The organism is Streptomyces sp. NPDC029169, assembly GCF_055563935.1.
The window spans coordinates 40,725-59,234 of record NZ_JBVHXA010000002.1; the positions used below are offsets into that span (position 1 = coordinate 40,725).

Annotated in this window: 7 protein-coding genes; 4 read left to right on the forward strand and 3 right to left on the reverse strand. The window is 65.8% G+C overall.

Annotation, left to right across the window (positions count from 1 at the left end; translation table 11 throughout):
* Positions 1 to 3 precede the first annotated feature (3 nt).
* Positions 4 to 6,768 carry a polymorphic toxin-type HINT domain-containing protein gene (locus tag ACZ4VI_RS03860; RefSeq protein WP_467996371.1) on the reverse strand — a complete coding sequence of 2,255 codons (6,765 nt, stop codon included), beginning with the start codon at positions 6,766 to 6,768 and terminating at the stop codon, positions 4 to 6.
* 452 nt (positions 6,769 to 7,220) lie between these two features.
* Between ACZ4VI_RS03860 and ACZ4VI_RS03865 the strand changes: the two genes are divergently transcribed.
* The 4 genes from ACZ4VI_RS03865 to ACZ4VI_RS03880 all read left to right on the forward strand — a co-directional run bounded on the left by ACZ4VI_RS03865 (position 7,221) and on the right by ACZ4VI_RS03880 (position 16,357).
* Positions 7,221 to 11,549 carry an FG-GAP-like repeat-containing protein gene (locus ACZ4VI_RS03865; protein WP_467996373.1) on the forward strand — a complete coding sequence of 1,443 codons (4,329 nt, stop codon included), beginning with the start codon at positions 7,221 to 7,223 and terminating at the stop codon, positions 11,547 to 11,549.
* A 272-nt stretch (positions 11,550 to 11,821) separates the two neighbouring features.
* Positions 11,822 to 14,044 carry an FG-GAP repeat domain-containing protein gene (locus ACZ4VI_RS03870; protein WP_467996375.1) on the forward strand — a complete coding sequence of 741 codons (2,223 nt, stop codon included), beginning with the start codon at positions 11,822 to 11,824 and terminating at the stop codon, positions 14,042 to 14,044.
* A gap of 318 nt (positions 14,045 to 14,362) precedes the next feature.
* Positions 14,363 to 15,379, forward strand: a complete 1,017-nt coding sequence (gene coaA / locus ACZ4VI_RS03875) for a type I pantothenate kinase (RefSeq protein ID WP_467996376.1) — start codon at positions 14,363 to 14,365, stop codon at positions 15,377 to 15,379.
* An 18-nt stretch (positions 15,380 to 15,397) separates the two neighbouring features.
* On the forward strand, positions 15,398 to 16,357 hold the full coding sequence (locus ACZ4VI_RS03880) for a DUF389 domain-containing protein (protein ID WP_467996377.1): 960 nt from the start codon (positions 15,398 to 15,400) through the stop codon (positions 16,355 to 16,357).
* A gap of 72 nt (positions 16,358 to 16,429) precedes the next feature.
* On the opposite strand, the gene glmM is transcribed toward ACZ4VI_RS03880, so the two are convergent.
* Both glmM and rpsI read right to left on the reverse strand, forming a co-directional pair.
* Positions 16,430 to 17,788, reverse strand: a complete 1,359-nt coding sequence (gene glmM / locus ACZ4VI_RS03885) for a phosphoglucosamine mutase (protein ID WP_467996379.1) — start codon at positions 17,786 to 17,788, stop codon at positions 16,430 to 16,432.
* Positions 17,789 to 17,951: 163 nt separating this feature from the next.
* Complete coding sequence (gene rpsI, locus ACZ4VI_RS03890; RefSeq protein ID WP_467996381.1) at positions 17,952 to 18,470, reverse strand: 30S ribosomal protein S9; 519 nt, start codon at positions 18,468 to 18,470, stop codon at positions 17,952 to 17,954.
* Positions 18,471 to 18,510 lie beyond the last annotated feature (40 nt).

The following is an 18,510-nucleotide window of genomic DNA, read 5'->3' on the forward strand; positions in this document are numbered from 1 at the left end:
CGACTATGGAGTAATGGCGTCGAAAACGCCGACTATATTGAATCCCTTTGACTGCCCGATGCCAGTTGGAATATTGCCCTGACCGACCCAGTCATCAAAGTCGCGCTGCTCGGCGGTGCGGGATGCGCCGCCCGACTTTACCTCAATCCCGAGGTAGTTACCACCTCCGAGGTCGATAGCCCCGTCGTAGTACCTAGTCTGGCCGTCATTGCCAGTTACAGCAACCGTGCGCCTGACTACTGTGTGCCCCTCTGTCTCAAGGTGATCCCACACGTTCGCCTCAGCAGAGGCGCCAACACGGGCGCCAGTCGAGCTCGCAAAATGACCCTTCACATCTCGAATCGAACCATCCGAGTGAAGGTAAGTCCCATTCCCCAAATCAACAGGGCAACTGCTGTTATGCACGAGAATTGGTGTCGCGCCGGCGAGTACATAGTACGTGTTCAGGTCGTCCACAGTCAGGTTGTAGGTGCGCTCGCGCGTTGTGAAGGCGCGGTTCTTCAGCACGTTGACGATGGAGCCGTCGTCGCTCAGTAGCTGCATTCCCGGTTTGAGGTTTCTGGCCTCGACCCAGCGCCCTTCGGAGGGGGACCAGAACGGGTGCTCGTGCGTCGCTATGAGTTGCTCAGGCCCATCCTCGGTCGAGACGATGAGCCGATTGAACTCCCTATCGCTCTCCGTAGTGATCAAGCGAGTTACCCTGCGGGCGCCGGTCTCGCCGGTCAGGGGATCAGTCGCAAGGACCTCATCGCCGACAGTAATGTCTTCGATGTCCTTGGACGATCCATCCGCCATCTTTACATCGGTGTCGGCAAGGAAGCATTTACAACCCGGCGCCCAGGGTATTTGCTCCAGCCCCTCTTCGATCAGCTTGCCTATAGCCCTGATCTTTGACATGAAAATGGCATCTTTAGTGAGGTCAGCGCAGGCCCAAAGGTCACCATTCTTGCAGTTCTCATATTCAGCGATCCCGAGAAGTTCTTTCTCCATTTGCCATGCTTTGTTGGCCACCTTCTCGAGAGCGGGCCCCAGCAAAACGATGTCACAAATGACGGGATTATGCTGACACCAGCGAACAGGATTGTCGACCGCTTCGCAGCCGACCACACCGCACCTGTACAAGTCCCTTGCCTGCTTGCCAGCATCGTCTACGTACTTCTGGGTGGCGGTCTTCTTGGGGGTACTGGGAGGCTCAACACCAGGAGTGGTGTTCTCGCAGTTTGGGCAGGGCCGAGTTGGGCAGTCTATTTCGGCGCAGAGTCCAGTTGGGTCTGCGAAGGAGACAGGATTGTTTCCCCCGTAGGTGTAGCCATTCAACGACTGGACCGAGGTCAGGTTCAGGACGGGATCGACGCTGATGAATCGCCCGATGGACGGGTCATATTCTCTGGCGCCAAGGTGAGTGAGTCCTGTAGTGGCGTCCTTCGTGCCCCCGACGAATCCCTTGTCGCCTGTCCACTGGGTCGGCTGGGCTCCGCGTGGGGCGCCGAAGATAGTCGTCTTACGCCGAATGACGGTCTGGACCGCGTCAGCGGAGACCTGCGTTGTGTTCGTGCCGTTCTGGTCGCTCAGGAGGAAAGTGAGTTTGCCTCCGGTGCGCATCGCGCCGGCAGCGTAGTAGCGAGTGCCGGTGACGAGACCGACCTTGTCGCTCCGAAGCTCGTTGCCCCCTGGGAGGTAGAGCGTGGTGTTGCCGTCGGGATCGCGGCTTATGAGCCGCTGGCCGTCGGTGTCGTAGAGGTACGAGGTGATTTTGGTGCCCTCGGTGACACTCTTGAGGTGGCCTTCGTCGTTCCACGCGAGTGTCTGGCTCAGGGTGGTAGTTGAGCCCTGCTTGTGGACTCTGTTTCGGGTGTTGCCATTGTCGTCGTAGGTGTAGGTCTCGGTGCGCGGGTCACTGCCGGTCTGGGTGACGGAGGGCAGGTCGTGCTTACCGGGGGTCGGGTCGGTGTAGGCGCGGATCGTGTCGCTGGCGGGACCGGACGGGGTCTTGTGCTGGGTTTCGGTCTTGCGGTTGCCGACGGCGTCGTAGGTGTAGCTGGTCCAGTAGGCGTCCTGGCCGCCGACGACCGTGTCCGTGGGAGCCGTCGCGCAGGCTTCCCCGCTGTTGGTCCAGGCTTCGGTGATACGACGCAGGGCGTCGAGGGTGAAGCACTGGGTGTCGGTGGTGCGGGTGGCGTCCTGGCCGTAGGCGGTGGCGATCTGGGTGATGTTCCCGGCCGGGTCGTACGTGTAGCGGGTGTCTTCGACGCGCTGCGGTGCGACTTCTCGGTCGGTGTAGGTGCGGGTGAGGTTGCTGGTGTGGTCGTCGTATTCGTTCGTGACGAACAGCAGCTGGGCGAACTTGCCGTACTCCTGACGGATGCTTCGGCCGTAGTGGTCGTAAGTGACGTTGGAGATCAGCGGGTCGCTACCGGCGTGAAGCGTGCTCAACTGGCCGCTGGCGTTGTAGCTGTAGGAGATGATTTCGGCAGGCAGTCCGCCCACGGCCGGCAGCTCGGTGGACATGAGCTGGCCGGTGTTCTCGTTGTAGAAGTTGAACCACTCGTACGTGCCGGCGAGCGGCCCCTCAACTTCAGGGATAGTGACCTGGTTGCCGACGGCTCGGCCGAGCTCGTCGTAGTAGGTGACTTCGCTGGTGTAGGCGTTGCCGTTGTCGTATCGGGTTGCTGCCGTGGGCAGGCCCTTGGCGACGCTGTCATAGGTCCAGGCGGCGAGGGTGTCGCTGCCCTTCTTGAGGGCGGTACGTCGCCCGAGCTTGTCGTAGTCGGTGTGCAGGGTGATCGGCGTCGCGCTGGGCCGCAGGGTGGTGACGTCGACGACGCGGTCGCCCTTGTCATAGGTCACCTTGGATGTTCCCTTGTCGGGATCGTCCGCCTGGACCTGCCGGCCACGAATGTCGTACGCGTACGACCAGATCGCTTGTGAAGGATCGGTGACCTGGTCGAGCCGACCGTGCTTGTTATACCGATACTGCGTGGCCTGGGGTGAGGTGAGGCCGACGCCCGCGTATTCCTTGAGTGCGGTCGTACGGCCGAGCGCGTCCACCTCGCTAGTGGTTGCGGTGCCCCCAGTGGGCGGGACGACGGTGGTGGTGTCGCCGGTGTACGTGATGGTGGTGCGCTTGGTTTCGCCAGTGAATCGCTTCGCGATCACAGCGGTGACACGCCCGGCACCGTCGAACTCTGTCTCGGTGGATGCCGGGTACTTCGTTTCCTGCCCGGTGATCAGCACAGTGGAGGGCTGCTGGGCTGTGAAGAAGACGCCGGAGTTGAGCCTTGCCTCGCCGCGGGAGTTGTAGAACGTTTCGGTGACGAGCGCCCCGGCGCTGTCCGGTGACTTGGTCTGCGTCTGACGGGGCCGCAACAGGCCGTCGAAGAACTCGTATGTGCTCTGGTACTCGGAGTTGTGGTCGAGCACCTTCTTCGTGACGACGGTGGCCTCGTTGGAACGGATCAGGTAGTCGAAGTCTACGTTTGATGCGTTCGGATACGTCGCTTGCGGCCGTGTGGGAATCCAGACCTTGTCGGTACGCCCCAGTGCGTCATAGGTCGTGGAGGTGACCTGGCCGTTGGCGTCAGTGACCTTGGTGGCCTGCCCACGCAACGGCTCGAACTCGGTGATGACGGTGTGTTGCAGAGGGTTGGTGACCGTCATCTTGGTGGCCACCTCCCCGGCCGATGCCGAGGTGTACTCGATGTAGCTGACCTCCCCGTACGGGTCAGCAGTCGCTCGCGCGCGCCCGTACTCGTCGTAGCAGAGCTGGTCCTTGCTCAGGCCACAGACGCTTGGAACCGCGGAGATCGTGTCGTAAGAGCCCTGACCGTTGATCCGCTCCGTTCGAGTGATCAGGGCCTTGGTGGGGGCGGCGCCAAAGGCTGCTCCGTCGTAGGAAGTACGAACGTCGTCGATGATGTCGGCGGGCCGGGAGATGGCGGTCGAGTTGCAGTCTGCAGCCACCTTCTCTTCGCGCGACACTGCGTTCAACAAGTTGGCGCCGGTGTTGCGGACGTAACTGGTGAGAGTGCAGGTCTCGTCGCCGGTCTTGTTGATGTCGCCGAGGGCCGAGGTTGAGGTGACCATGCCGTAGGAGTCAAACTCCCGGACCAGTCGGGTCGTCCGCTCCCCCGTGCTGATCTTGGTGCGGACCTCTTCGATCTGGGTGCCGGTGTGGTACGCCTCCAGGTCGCCGACGGCGGCGGGCCGGCTACGGGAGGCTGTGACTCCGGAGCGCCAGGGCGTGTAGGAGGTGGCTGTCACGAGGGGCCCGCCGACGCCGTTATAGGTGGCGGTCTCGCGGAGCATGCCGGCGAACTGTTCGCGGTCGGTGACCGCGGTCCCGGCCGAGTTTTCGACCGCGGCCCCGTCGATGCCGCGGAAGTAGCGGCTTTCGGTGAAGGTCTTCGCCGTGGTGACATCACCCTTGCGTGTCTCGACCTTGTGGTAGCCACGTGCGACGGAGTAGGTCAGGTCTTCGGGCTTGGTGAACTCGTCCTTGCTCTTGGCCCACTTCGCACCGCCGACATAGCTGTACTCGGTGATGGTGTTGGGAGTGGCGAGGATGTTGTCGTCCTCGATGACACTCTTGACGGCGTAGGAGTTGAACCAGTCGGTCTTGGCCGTGTCGCCTTCGAAGGCCCACTTCACCGGGTAGCAGCGGGTCGTGTTCGTTCCGTCAGCCGGCGGCAGATTGGTGGGGGAGCACTCGGGGTCGAAGTAGTCGATCCCGATTGCGCCCCCGGTCTCCGTGATGATGCTCGACATACGCAGACGGATGAACGGCGCCAAGCCGTCACCGAGCGCGTCCACGCGGTTGGCCTTCTGGACTCCCCTGAACGTCACTGCGGGAAGCAAGATCGGTATGGCTCCGGCCTTACCGGTCCGGGTGATCGTGTCCAGCCACATCGGTGTCGAGATGCCGTCACCCGAGCCGGGCGGGAAGCTCTGCTGCAGCGCCCAGCTGTCGACATCCTTGTAGGCTCCGCCGGTCAGGACCTGTGTGCCGATGCTCTTCAGGCGGGTGCGGGACCAGAAGGACGGCGAGGAGTTGCCCGTGCATTGGGTGGCAGCGTCCTTGCAGTACAGGTCGAATGGGACATCGGGCCAGTTCTTGGCGTTGGTGGCGTCGAACGTGCCGCAGGAGGACAGACACCGTTCGTCGACGGTGAAGTTGACCTTCGCCATGGCCTTCGACCGGTACGGAGCCGCACCGTTCAGACCGTACTCGATCCGCTCCAAAGAACCGCCGCGGTGGTACGGGGTGCTGATCGAGGTGCCGGTGGTCTGATTGAAGTTGCGGCCGTAGTGGTTGGCGTCCTGCTTCCAGTAGTACGCCATGGCGTTGCCGCGCGGGTCGACGACGTAGTCGAGGTTCCAGCGCCAGGTCTGCTGGCACCATGCGGCGGCGAAGGACGCGTTGTAGCAGGGCTCACCGGAGTGATTACCGAAGACGGGGACGTTCCAGGCGGAGTTGGTGAGGGGATCGTCGGCGGCCGTGCCGTTGTTCTGCCAGTCGGGGAGCTTGTTCCGGCCGAAGAAGTACTGGGTGCCGTCAGCGGTGGTGATCTTCCAGTGCTCACCCATACCGTCGACGCCGGCCGTGCCGCCGTCCTGGTTGTCCGCGCCCGTCAGCTTCTCGACCTTTTCGGCTGCGTCGCTCGCGGCATGCCATCCCTTGGTGGCGTCGAAGACGAGATCTGTCGTCTTACCCCCCAGGGACAGCACGGCGTTGTTGGTGTACCAGCACAGGTCGCCGACCTTCGTGGTATTGGTTCCGCCGGTCTTGTCGTCCTCGCACGACTTGTAGCGGCGCTCGATGTGCCCGGGGTTCCAGTCCCAGCCGTCTCCGATCCAGCTCGGCTGACTGTTCGACGCCGCTGTGCGGCCGTCCACAGACTGCGAGTTATAGGAGAGGCTGATCGATGGCTGGAGACCGCCCGGAACGGCCGGAGTAGAGATCGGATACGACCAGTTGAAGGCCCCCGTGGACCCACCCGCGGTCCAGGACCCGGAGGGCTGAAGCGAGCTCGCCTTGTAGTTTCCCGTAGGACCGCTGTCGCCGGCGGTTGCGGCGAGAACCGTCATGCCGGAGCCGGCGCTTCGGGCAGGTGCCGCGCCCGTGACCGGGGCAAGGGAGACATCGGCGGAGAGTGTGCGAGCCTCAGTGTTGTTCTCGGTTGCCAACGGCTTACCCGTGCGACAGATCGGCTTCTCCGGTGTGGTCAGAGCACACTCCGGCAGCTGGACCAGCCGCAGGCGCGTCGCCCAGCCACCTCCGTACGCGCCGCGGAACGCGTCGTAGCTGACGGTGACTCGAGTCGCCCCCACGGACGTTGAGCCATCGGCTCTCGCCACGGAGAACACCACGCCCTCCACGCCAGCCCGGGCAGCAGCGCCCTGGTCAGCAACGGACACCTTCACCTTCGACGCCCGCTCAGCACCACCGCGGGCGCGAGAGGTGGGCGCGATCGACAGGGGAAGGCCCTTGGCGCGCTTGGGGTTTGCAGCGGTCCCGACGTCAACCGTCTCCGTCCCGGCCTGCGGCCACGCCACCTTGGGAGCAGCCCACTTCCGGGCCGCAGCATTGGAACGCACGCCCTCACGGCCGAATCGCATGTCCTTCACGGCCACCGTCGGCGGCTGCTTCAACTCCGGCAGTTCAACCCCACTGCTGACCAACGGTGCTGCAACTGCAGTCGCGGGCAATAGCCCCGTGATCAGTGCAGCCGAAACCGCCCCGGCCCAACCACGCTCGCCAAACAGGCGCACGTCCCCACCCCTCGCCCATGAAGAGAAATCCGCCGAACGATACCAACGCGATCAAGGGGCCGGTAGATGCGTAACCCATTGACCCTTGAATTCGATAATTGGCAATGGAATGTCCGATAGATCCAATCGTGCGCGCAGGTCTCCATCCGCCAACGTCCGCACAGTTCACGCGATTTGCTGACGCCAATGACGGGCATCCGAGTGCAGGACGCTGGGCCCTTTGCTCGCCGGGGACCGGGAAATCCCAGACACTATTGGCCGGGAGGGGCTATAGAGTCAGCGAGAATTTCAGATGCTCATTCAGGGAGGGGAACGTGTCCATGACACGCGGAGGGATGCTTCCAGGCAGACGGTGGAGACGTCTGTTGGTGGGAGCTCTGGCCGGCGGGCTTCTTGCACCCGCCTTGGGCGTGGCGCCAGTACACGCTGCCCCCGCTGGGGGCTTGCCGCTGTTGGCAGAGTCAGACCCGGTCGCCGACGGCTCTATGACGGAGGCTGAGAAGGCTTCACAGGACGCCACCGCGACCGGTCAGCCCGTCGAAGTGATCTCCCGGCGCCAAGAAGCTGCCGACACCTGGGCGATGCCCGACGGATCATTCTCAGTCAGGCAGTACGGATCGGTGGTGCGGGTTCTACGTGACGGCGCATGGGTTGCCGCGGACCCGACTCTGGTCATCGCCACCGACGGCTCCGTCCAGCCGAAGGCAACTTCCGTCAGTGTGAAGTTCTCCGGCGGCGGCACCGGCCCCATGGTCACCGGGGTCCAGGACGGGCGGACGCTCAGCCTTACTTGGCCCAAGCCGCTCCCGACCCCGACTCTTGCCGGTAACGTGGCCACCTACGCTGAGGTCCTACCCGGGGTGGATCTGCAGCTCAAGGCCGAGGTGGAGAGCTTCTCTCAACTGTTGGTCGTCAAGTCGGCTGAGGCGGCTGCTAATCCAGAGCTCGACCAGCTTCACTTCGCCACGAACACCGTCGGTCTCAGCCTTACCAAGGACACCGAGACGGACATGCTCATCGCCACTGACCCGGCTGGGCAGGCGGTCTTCACCAGCTCCGCACCCGCCATGTGGGACTCAGCCCCGGCATCCGGTGCAGCCATGTCAACGATGGCAGAAGGCACAGAGGCCGGCGAACCCACGAATCCCTTCGAACCCAGCGTCGGCGCCACTGAGGTCGAAATGCCGACCACCCTCAATGGCGACACCCTCACCATCACGCCGGACCAGAACCTCCTCCAGGGCCCGGACACCACCTACCCCGTCTACATCGACCCCGAAGTCGACTACGGGGAGTGGAACCACTGGACCCGCGTTCACAGCCTGTGGCCTGACAACTCGTACTGGGACAAGAAGGAAGTCGTCCGCGTCGGCTACGAAGCCGACACCAAGGGCACCTCTCGGTCCTTCTTCCAGATGAACACCTCCGGCGTGAGCGGTGCAGACGTCGTCAGCTCGACCTTCCGCATCCGCAACGTCTGGTCCTGGTCCTGCGAGGACCGGCCCGCGCAGCTGTGGGAGGTCGACAGCATCTCCCGCGCGACCACGTGGAGGAACCAGCCCGACAAGATCGGGACCACGCCGCTGGACACGGTCAACGACGCCAAGGGCTGGAACTCTTCCCTGTGCGGCGCCGGCAACCTCGAGTTCGACGCCACCCGCGCCGTACGCACCGCGGCCAAGAACCAAGAGAGCAGCGTCACGCTAGGCCTCTACTCCCCCGACGAGACCGATGAGTTCGGCTGGAAGAAGTTCGATCCCAAGACGGCGATTCTTGAGACCCGATACAACAACCCGCCGGACACTCCGAAGCGACTGGGTACCAACCCGAGCACGTCGTGCGCCGTGGGCGGGACTATCGGCAATGTCTCCATCAGCCTCTACGCCTACGTAAGGGATGAGGAGAGCGGCAACCTCACCGCCGAATTCGAACTGGACAAGTCAGACGCCACACCGCCGGTCACCTACAGGATCAACGCCGTCAACCAGCGCATGGCCAGCGTTCTGCTCCCGGCGGCCGACACCTCTAGCGGCCAGTACACCTGGAGAGTCCGCGCCCACGACAAGGACAACGCTCCCTCAGCCTGGAGCCAGACCTGCAAGTTCACGGTTGACCGGACACGCCCCGCGTATCCTCCGACGATCAGCTCGGCAGGCAACCTTTACCCGCCCGGCGACAAGGGATGGCCCAACCCCACAGGCCCCTCGCGGACAGAGGCTCGGTTCACGTTCGGCAACGGCGGCGTAGCGGATGTCAAGAGCTACTACTGGTGGACCGACACCGACCCCACCGTCACAGAGGCTCCTGTGAGCGTGGGGTGGGCGGACACCTACGTGGCCTCGTACGGGCCGCATCTCATCTACGCCTACAGCGTCGATGCCGCTGGCAACAGGTCGGACACCGCGACATATCTGTACTACGCCACGCGGTCGCAGACGCGTGACGAGCCCGGTGACCTCAACGGCGACAAGTTCAAGGACATCTGGAGCGTCGACAGCAACGGCACTCTCCTCACCTACGCCGGAGGTGGCAAGGCCCAGTTCTCGGCTGCCACTAACGGTGGCGCGGTCTTCGCTGACCGACGAGTGGCCTACAGCGGCGACTGGACCGAGGACGGCGGATACAACGACCTGATCTCGCTGGAGCTGAACCCGAACGACAACAAGAACCAGCTGCGCCGTTACACCAACGCAGACGGCAAGGGAGTCATCAACGCAAGTGAGTTCGTCCAGCTCACGGTCCAGTGCCCCGTACCCAAGCCCGTCGGGTCCTGCAAGGCCAAACCGGGCGAGTCGTGGACTGGTAATGACCACTGGCACAACGCCGAGCAGATAGCTGTCACAGACGCCAACAGCGACGCGAACCCCGACCTGCTCGTCAAGCAGGGTAATCATCTGTGGGCCTACCTTGGCGACCGCTCCACCAACCTCTCCAAAGTTCGGCCTCGCCCTATTCTCGTGGGGCAGGCAGATTGGAGCCAGTTCACGGTCGTCGCCCCCGGCGATTTGAACGCCGACAAGGTGCCGGACTTGCTCCTGCGGCACAACACCACCGGAGATATCTACCGTTCCTACGGTGTGATGTCGGGCAACGAACTCGACTACTCGCAGTGGGGAGCCGCCGGCAGTCGCGTGAAGATAGCCTCGGGGCTACTCCCAGCCAGCACGTACCCCGATTTCGGTTCGCCCGGCGACCTCGATGGCGACGGCGACCCCAACAATCCTGACCCCACGCTCATCGGCGACGGCATCATCGACGTATGGGCGCGCAAGTCCGACAACACCATGGTCGGATGGCACGGCACCGGAACCAAGACCAACCTGACTGGTCTCGCAGGCCAGTTCACCATCGATGGAATCGTGGGAGGCAGTCGCCTCGTGGCGGGTAGCCGGCTTACGTCGGGGCAATCCGTCTCGTCCCGCTCCGCCACGCTGACCATGCAGAGCGACGGCAACCTCGTCGTCACCTCCAAGGCCAACAAAATCCTTTGGTCGTCAAAGACCGGAGGCAACCCCGATGCCACAGCCCGAGTCGAAGACAACGGCAACCTCGCCGTGTACAGCGCAGACGGCTCGACGATACTCTGGACCACAGGACTGACGGCAGCGGGCACTCCCGGCCTCACAGGCGCGGGATACGCCCTTCTCCAGGACCGGGGCAACCTCGTCGTCTACAACGCCAGAAGTGAGTCCCTCTGGTCCAACGGCAGTGCCATCCGACACGACTACAACGGCGATGGACGCAGCGACATGGCGGCCTGGTACCTCGCGCCCGACAACAAGTCGTCGTTGAACTCATTCCTGGCCAACGCCGACGGTTCCTTGGCGGGCCCGGCAAAGTCGTACGAGTCGCTAGCCGGAAGCTGGAACGTCAACTCGATGAAGTTCGCCACCGGCGACTACAACGGTGACGGACGAGGCGACATGGCCACCCTGTACGACTACGGCAGCGGCGTGGTCAAGCTGTTCACCGCACTCGGAAAGGCCGACGGCGGCTTCAGCGCCCCCTTCATCCAATCCTGGTCCTCCCAGAAGGGAGGCTTCTACTCCCCCTCCATGACCATGGAGTCAGGCGACTTCAACGGAGACGGCCGCGACGACTTGATGGCCTGGTACTCGTACTCGGCCGGGAATGACACCCTGTTCACCTTCACTGCGAACGTGAACGGCGGCTTCAACCCACCGTTCCCCTCCTACCAGCTCCTCGCCGGCTGGTGGGACGTCACGGATAGCAAGTTCGCCACCGGTGACTTCAACGGAGACGGCCGGGACGACATCGCAGCTCTGTACGGCTACGACAACGGCGACCTGAAGATGCACACCTTCCTCGCCCTGCCCTATGGCGGATTCGCGAGCAGCGTCACGTCCTGGTCGGGAAACGCGACCACGTGGGGAGACTGGGACCGCACGTACCTGCACTCCGGCGACTTCAACGGAGACGGCATCGACGACGTCATGTTCTGGTACGACTACGCCGACGGCCACGACGCCATGTTCCTTTCCGGTTCCTCCCAGCGCGATGGCAAGTTCGGCACTCCGACAGAGGGCTGGGTGGGCAAGGTCGGCGACTGGAGCTACTCCCAGATGAAGATCGTCCCCGGCGACTACAACGGAGACGGCCTCGACGACATCGGCAGCATGTACGGCTACAGCAACGGCTCGGTCGGGATGTTCACCCACACCGCCAAGGCGACGGGCGGCTTCAACAGCGCCACCACGGGATGGAGCACCCCAAGCGGGTGGGTCTGGTCACGTGGCACCTTCCTCCGCCACTACAACTAGGCAAACCCTGTAGCTCACTCGCCTTCTGACGGGTCGCCGGACATTCCGGCGACCCGTCACGGCCCGTCCTGGCTGCAGATAGGTCAACGCTCTCAAAGGCCGGCCTTCGAATGCGGAGACTATCCGGCCGGAGGAGCCACCGGCAGCAGGTTGATCGGGCCCCAGCCACGCGCCCAGAGCACATGGAAGCGCGTACCACTTTCATCACTGATCGTCCGTCGGACCCGGCGCAAACACGTTGTGCGCATGGACTTTCCTGAGGAGAACACATCTTGTCCCACACACGTCCAGGTCGTCGCCGACTGGCTGCAGCCGTCGTAACCGTCGTCACCGTCACCGTCGGTGCCACCGCGTTGCCCGCCCCCTCGATCGCCGCCCCGGCCGGCACAACGGAAGCTGCAGAGACCACGACGGACGTCGCCCCCTACCCCAAGAACAGCTACATCCTCGGTGCCACAGCAACGGGCTACCTGACGCTCACCGAGACATCGCTCGTCGGCGGTGGCGGCTCCACCTCCGCGCGGCAGTGGGTTCCGGCGGACGGCTCCCCCGCCAAAGATCTGAACGGGGCCACCAAGATCGATAGCACTGGCTCAGGCGACCTCATCGCCTCCAGCTCGGACTCGGAAGCCGAGCTCATCGACATGGCGACCGGGCAGACCCTCTTCACGGTGCCCCTCGACGGCGATGACGTGTACGCGGGGGCCGCGGGCAAGGCCCTGTTCACCTACACCCCCAACATGTTGGGGGACCGACCCCTCCACATGCACACCACGACCACTGGCACGGCCACGGTGACGACCGGTCTGCCGGGCGACGCCTGGAACGTCGAGGTCAAGGCCGGCACGACCGATCACGCCCTGCTGACCTACACCATCGCGACGGACACGACGACCACGTCGTACGCGGCCATGCTCGACCTCGCCACCAACACGGTGACAGAGACGTACGAACTCCCCAAGACCCATGGCGACATCGCCGTCTCGCCGACTCACCTCGCCTGGGCCGAGTACGACGGGGCGGCCAACGCGACGGTGGTGGCCGTCGACCGCGCGACCAAGGCAGCGCAGAAATTCGCGGTCGGCACCGCCGGGGCGCGCGACGTCGAGGTGGGCCTCGTCGGCGACTGGGTCACCTACGGCACACGCAGCGGCCGGTCCTCCTGGGAGCCGAACTCGCTGAACGCTCTGACCGCGCGCAGCCTGAAGGACGGGACCACCACCCGCAAGCTCCTCGACCACACCATCTCGGCCGCCGTCGCACCCGACGGCGCCCAGGTGGTGCGCGGTGGCACGGTCGAGCAGGGAGAGGGCCTCTACCGGATCGCGCCTGGGGCGGACGGGGCCCCGTCCGTCACGCCCGTCGCGAGCAGCGGCGAATCCACGAAGGTCACCCTGCTGGACACCAAAGTCCCCGCCACGATCGCCCTCGACCAGAACCGCGGCCAGGCGCAGCTCCAATGGCAGCTGTCCCACGACAACGTCCGGGCCACGGCCACCCTGCGCCACGTCCGAACCGGCAAATCCATCTCCTGGGAGTTCTTCCGGCCGACGAACGGGATCGTGCCGCTCGACTGGAAGGGCGATCTCGGCGACCACGACCAAACCGCGTACAACGGCGACTACACCTGGCAGATCAGCGCCGAGCCCATGAGCGGCATCGGTCCGGCCCTGACCGCCTCCGGCACGTTCACGGTCGTCCGCAAGCCCGCCCCGCACGACTACAACGACAACGGCGCCCCGGACGTGCTCCTGCGCGACGGGTCGGGCCGACTGTGGCGCGCCGATTCGCACTACGACCTCCACTACAAGCCCTGGATGGGATTGGGGGAGCAGAAGCTCATCGGCAGCGGCTGGGGCGTGTACAACCAGATCGAGGCCACCGGCAACATTGCCGGAGCCGCCCATGCGGACCTCGTCGCCCGCGACACCTCCGGCGTTCTGTGGCACTACCTGGGCAAGGGAGACGGTACCTTCGCCCCCCGCACCAGGATCGGCGCCGGCTGGGGCGTCTACACCAAGATCGCCGCTGGCAGCGAACTCAACAGCGACGGCAAGCCCGACCTCGTCGCCACCGACACCTCAGGAGCCCTCTGGCTCTACAAGGGCACCGGCAGCTGGCGCACCCCTTACACGACCCGCGTGAAGATCGGCACAGGCTGGCAGGGCTACAACCAGATCACCGCCACCGGCAACATCGCCGGAGCACCCGCCGGAGACCTCATCGCCCGCGACTCGGCCGGCGTCCTCTGGCTCTACCTCGGCAAGGGAGACGGCACCTTCGCCCCCCGCACCAGGATCGGCGCGGGCTGGGGCGGGTACAGCCACATCGTCGGCGTCGGCGACGCCGACCGCGACGGCCGCCCCGACCTGTTCGTGACCAATGCTGGCGACACCAACACGTACCTCTACAAGGGCACAGGAAGCTGGAGTGCCCCCTTCGCCACACGACAGACCACCAGCATGCCCAATAACAGGCCCACCTCCGTCGCCTGATCCGGCGACGGAGGTGGCCCGGGCCCGACATGGCGACCGAGGGCGGTGGTGCGCGGATGATGCGGTAGAGACGGCGTCCCCGACCTCCGGACGCCGGACCGACCATGGCGCCCCGACCGTTGTCGGCGAATCAGGCTGTTCCGGCCTCCTCACCCTCGGCTGACCTCAGCCGACACCCGTAGATCCGTACGACCTCTGGAGGCCCGTGAGTGCCCTGCAAGGGCCTTACGGGCCTCCAGCACGCTCCGCCCAGGTGTCACACCCCCACGTGACCCACCCCACCCCCCACAACCGCCCCGTACCCGAGACAATGGCGGGGTGATCACTTCGCCGCCACGGAGCCCCCACGGCAATGGCAACCCCAAGGGGAACGGCAACGGCCAGCGCCGGTCGGCCGAGGCCTCGCCCTATGTCGACCTCACGCGGGACGAGTGGAGCGCGCTGCGGGACAAGACGCCGTTGCCGCTCTCCGCCGAGGAGGTCGAGCGGCTGCGGGGGCTCGGTGACGTCATCGATCTGGACGAGGTGCGGGACGTCTACCTGCCGCTGTCCCGGCTGCTCAATCTGTACGTGCAGGCCACCAGCGGGCTCCGCGGCGCGCTCAACACCTTCCTCGGGGAGAAGGCCGAGCAGCGCGGCACGCCGTTCGTCATAGGGGTCGCCGGGTCCGTCGCCGTCGGCAAGTCCACCGTGGCCCGGCTCCTCCAGGCGCTGCTCGCCCGCTGGCCGGAGCACCCGCGCGTCGAGCTGGTCACCACCGACGGGTTCCTCTACCCGATGGAGGAGCTGAAGGCGCGCGGGCTGACGTCCCGCAAGGGGTTCCCGGAGTCGTACGACCGCCGCGCCCTGACCCGGTTCGTCGCCGACATCAAGGCCGGCAAGGAGGAGGTCACGGCGCCGGTCTACTCACACCTCATCTACGACATCGTCCCCGGTGAACGGCTCGTCGTGCGCCGGCCCGACATCCTGATCGTCGAGGGGCTGAACGTCCTCCAGCCGGCCCTGCCCGGCAAGGACGGCCGGACGCGCGTCGGGCTCGCCGACTACTTCGACTTCTCCGTGTACGTCGACGCCCGGCCCGAGGACATCGAGCGCTGGTACCTCAACCGCTTCCGCCGACTGTGCGAGACCGCGTTCCAGAACCCCTTCTCGTACTTCCAGAAGTACACCCAGGTGTCCGAGGAAGAAGCCCTGGAGTACGCCCGCACTATGTGGCGGACGATCAACAAGCCCAATCTCCTCGAGAACGTGGCTCCTACGCGCGGGCGGGCCACCCTCGTCGTCCGCAAGGGGCCCGACCACAAGGTGCAGCGGTTGTCCCTGCGCAAGCTGTGATCCCGTTAGGGTGCGGCCATGCTGCATCTGCGGATCATCACCCCGTCCGTCCGCACGGACGCCGTTCTCGACCTCATCGACACGACCGTGGGCACGACCCATCTGGCGGTGCTCCAGGGCGTCGCCCGCGAGCCGGCGGGCGACATCGTGCTGGTCGACGTGGCCCGCGAGGCCGGCGAGGAACTCCTTCACGGACTGCGGGAGTTGGGCATCGACAAGGAGGGGTCGATCGCCGTCGAGACCATCGACCTGTCGATCTCCGAGCGCGCCGACCACGCCGAGGAGGAGGCTCCGGGCGAGGCGGCGGACGCGGTGATCTGGGAGCAGCTGTCCGAGTCGACCCACGAGGAGTCCACCCTCACGATCACGTACGCCGCGTTCATGATCGTGGCGACGATGATCGCGGCCTGCGGTGTGGTCCTCGACAACGCGATCCTGATCGTGGGCGCGATGGCCGTCGGCCCGGAGTTCGGACCGCTCGCCGGTATCTGTACGGCGGTGGTGCAGCGCGCCCCGAAGCTCGCCGCCCGCTCGCTGATCGCGCTCCTGGTCGGCTTCGCCGCGGCGATCATCGCGACGACCATCTTCAGCCTGGGGATGGACGGGATCGGCCAGTTCCGTCAGGACATGCTCGACGACCCGCGCCCCAACACCAGTTTCATCTGGCAGCCCGACCCGTTCTCCTTCGTCGTGGCGCTGCTGGCCGGCGTGGCCGGCATGCTCTCCCTGACCTCGGCCAAGTCCGGCGCGCTGGTGGGCGTGGCGATCTCGGTGACCACCGTCCCGGCCGGCGCGAACGCCGCCGTGGCGCTGAGCTACGGCGAGTTCGGCCAGATGTGGGGCTCCGTCGAGCAGCTGCTGCTCAACCTGGGCGGGATCATCCTGGCCGGCATCCTCACCCTGCTGGCCTGGAAAGCGCTGTGGCGCACCCAGCGGGGACGGATGACCCGCCCGCCCGGTGCGCCACGCGTCCGGTAGGACATAGCAGGACCCAGCAGGACCCAGCAGGACCCAGCAGGACCCAGCAGGACCCAGCAGGACCCAGTAGGCCTAGCCCAGTGCCGACTTCACCACATCCGCCAGCCGGCCTGCCACCGACCGCGCCTGCTCGATGTCAGCGGCCTCGACCATCACCCGTACGAGCGGCTCGGTGCCCGAGGGGCGGAGCAGTACGCGGCCGGTGGTGCCCAGTTCGCGCTCGGCCGCGCCGACCGCCGCAGCCAGCTCGGCCGAGGTCTTCACCCGGGACTTGTCCACGTCGGGCACGTTGATGAGGACCTGCGGCAGGCGCTCCATGACCCCGGCCAGCTCCGCGAGGGACTTGCCCGTGGCCGCGATCCGCGCCGCCAGCATCAGGCCGGTGAGGGTGCCGTCGCCTGTGGTGGCGTGGTCGAGCACGATGACGTGCCCGGACTGCTCGCCGCCGAGCGCGTAGCCGTGCTCCTTCATGGACTCCAGCACGTACCGGTCGCCGACCGCCGTCTGCACCAGCTGGAGGCCCTCGCGCTCCATGGCCAGCTTGAAGCCGAGGTTCGACATCACGGTCGCGACGACGGTGTCGCCGCGCAGCGTCCCGGCCTCGCGCATGGCCAGCGCCAGTACGGCGAGGATCTGGTCGCCGTCGACCTCCTCGCCGGACGCGTCGACGGCGAGGCAGCGGTCCGCGTCGCCGTCGTGGGCGATGCCGAGGTGGGCGCCGTGCTCGACGACGGCGGCCTTGAGCAGCTCCAGGTGGGTGGAGCCGCAGCCGTCGTTGATGTTGAGGCCGTCCGGCTCCGCGCCGATCGTGACGACCTGGGCGCCGGCCCGGGAGAACGCCTCGGGCGACACGTGCGAGGCCGCGCCGTGCGCCTCGTCGAGGACGACCTTGAGCCCGTCGAGCCGGTTCGGCAGGACGGCGATGAGGTGGGCGACGTACTTGTCGAAGCCCTCGTCGTAGTCACGGACCCGGCCGACGCCGGCGCCGGTCGGCCGCTCCCATGGGGCGCCGGTGCGGTGTTCCTCGTAGACGGACTCGATCCGGTCCTCGAGATCGTCGGCGAGCTTGTGGCCGCCGCGGGCGAAGAACTTGATGCCGTTGTCGGGCATCGCGTTGTGCGATGCGGACAGCATCACGCCGAGGTCGGCGCCGAGTACCCCGGTGAGGTACGCCACGGCGGGGGTGGGCAGGACGCCGACGCGCAGGACGTCGACGCCCGCGCTCGCGAGGCCCGCCACGACGGCGGCCTCCAGGAACTCTCCCGACGCACGGGGGTCACGCCCGACCACCGCGGTCGGCCGATGGCCCTCGAAGGTCCCCGCCTCGGCGAGCACATGCGCCGCCGCGACCGACAGGCCGAGCGCGAGCTCCGCCGTCAGATCCGCGTTGGCAACACCGCGCACACCGTCCGTGCCGAAGAGTCGTCCCACAGCTGTCCTCCGAAACTGCTCCGAAAATGCGATCCCCTGAACGCCTGATGCCCGTTTTCACGTCACACCTGCCCGAAAAGGCCCAGGGGGAGGAAAAGACGTACGCCCCGGCAGCACGGGCAGTGCCGCCGGGGCGTACGTGCAAAGCAGACCGAGCAGGCGATTAGCGCTTGCTGTACTGCGGGGCCTTGCGGGCCTTCTTGAGACCGGCCTTCTTGCGCTCGACCGCACGGTCGTCGCGGGAGAGGAAGCCGGCCTTCTTCAGCGCCGGGCGGTTGTTCTCGACATCCGCCTCGTTCAGCGCGCGGGCCACACCGAGGCGCAGGGCGCCGGCCTGGCCGGAGACGCCGCCACCCGAGATGCGGGCGATGATGTCGTAGCGGTTGTCGAGCTCGAGCACCTTGAAGGGCTCGTTGACTTCCTGCTGGTGCACCTTGTTCGGGAAGTAGTCCTCGAGCGTACGCCCGTTGATCTTCCACTTGCCGGTGCCCGGAACGATCCGGACGCGGGCGATGGCGTTCTTGCGACGGCCCAGGCCGGCGGCCGGCTGCGGCTCGCCGAAGCGGGACGCCAGGGACTCCGAGGTGTACTCACCCTCGACGGGGACCTCGGACTCGAAGGTGGTGACCTCGGCGTAGGTCTCCTCGCCCTCGATGGGGTTCTCAACAGTGGTCTCGGCCACGATTCTCCTCAGATTTCTTTCGTTCTTAGGGGGTGTGGCC